Raw genomic sequence first — 1349 nt, forward strand, 5'->3', positions numbered from 1 at the left:
ATGGCAAAAGAGAAATTCGAGCGGACCAAGCCGCACGTCAACGTCGGCACCATCGGTCACGTGGACCACGGCAAGACGACCCTGACCGCCGCCATCACCACCGTGCTGGCTGCCAAGTTCGGTGGTTCGGCCAAGGCCTACGACCAGATCGACGCGGCTCCGGAAGAAAAAGCCCGCGGCATCACCATCAACACCGCCCACGTGGAATACGAAACGGCCAACCGCCACTACGCCCACGTGGACTGCCCCGGCCACGCCGACTACGTCAAGAACATGATCACCGGTGCCGCCCAGATGGACGGCGCCATCCTGGTGTGCTCCGCCGCTGACGGCCCGATGCCCCAGACCCGCGAACACATCCTGCTGTCGCGCCAGGTCGGCGTGCCCTACATCATCGTCTTCCTGAACAAGGCCGACATGGTGGACGACGAAGAGCTGCTGGAGCTGGTCGAAATGGAAGTGCGCGAGCTGCTGTCCAAGTACGACTTCCCCGGCGACGACACCCCCATCATCAAGGGTTCCGCCAAGCTCGCCCTGGAAGGCGACAAGGGTCCCCTGGGTGAAGGCGCCATCATGGCCTTGGCCGACGCCCTGGACAGCTACATCCCCACCCCGGAACGCGCCGTCGACGGCACCTTCCTGATGCCCGTGGAAGACGTGTTCTCCATCTCCGGTCGCGGCACCGTGGTGACCGGCCGTATCGAGCGCGGCATCATCAAGGTCGGCGAAGAAATCGAGATCGTCGGCATCTCCACCACCCAGAAGACCACCTGCACCGGCGTGGAAATGTTCCGCAAGCTGCTGGACCAAGGCCAGGCTGGCGACAACGTCGGCATCCTGCTGCGCGGCACCAAGCGCGAAGAAGTGCAGCGCGGCCAAGTGCTGTGCAAGCCCGGCTCCATCAAGCCGCACACCCACTTCACCGGTGAGGTCTACGTGCTGAGCAAAGACGAAGGCGGCCGCCACACCCCCTTCTTCAACAACTACCGCCCGCAGTTCTACTTCCGCACCACCGACGTGACTGGCTCCATCGAGCTGCCCGAGGGCAAGGAAATGGTGATGCCGGGCGACAACGTGTCGATCACCGTCAAGCTGATCGCTCCGATCGCCATGGAAGAAGGTCTGCGCTTCGCCATCCGTGAAGGCGGCCGCACCGTCGGCGCCGGCGTCGTGGCCAAGATCATCGACTGAGAAGGACGCTGATCATGAGCAAGCAAAAAATCCGCATCCGCCTGAAAGCGTTCGACTACAAGCTGATCGACGCCTCTGCCGCCGAGATCGTCGACACCGCCAAGCGCACCGGCGCGATCGTCAAGGGCCCGGTGCCCCTGCCGACCCGCATGAAGCGT

2 protein-coding genes are annotated in these 1349 nt (G+C 63.8%); both read left to right on the forward strand.

Going from position 1 to position 1349, the window contains the following annotated elements; all coding sequences use genetic code 11:
* Positions 1–1191 carry an elongation factor Tu gene (gene tuf / locus CON77_RS14370; RefSeq protein WP_101050240.1) on the forward strand — a complete coding sequence of 397 codons (1191 nt, stop codon included), beginning with the start codon at positions 1–3 and terminating at the stop codon, positions 1189–1191.
* Positions 1192–1205: 14 nt separating this feature from the next.
* A partial coding sequence (locus CON77_RS14375) for a 30S ribosomal protein S10 (protein WP_304442166.1) occupies positions 1206–1349 on the forward strand: 144 nt, incomplete at its 3' end.

The organism is Macromonas nakdongensis (assembly GCF_002837145.1).
Classification (GTDB): Bacteria; Pseudomonadota; Gammaproteobacteria; order Burkholderiales; family Burkholderiaceae_C; genus Macromonas_B; species Macromonas_B nakdongensis.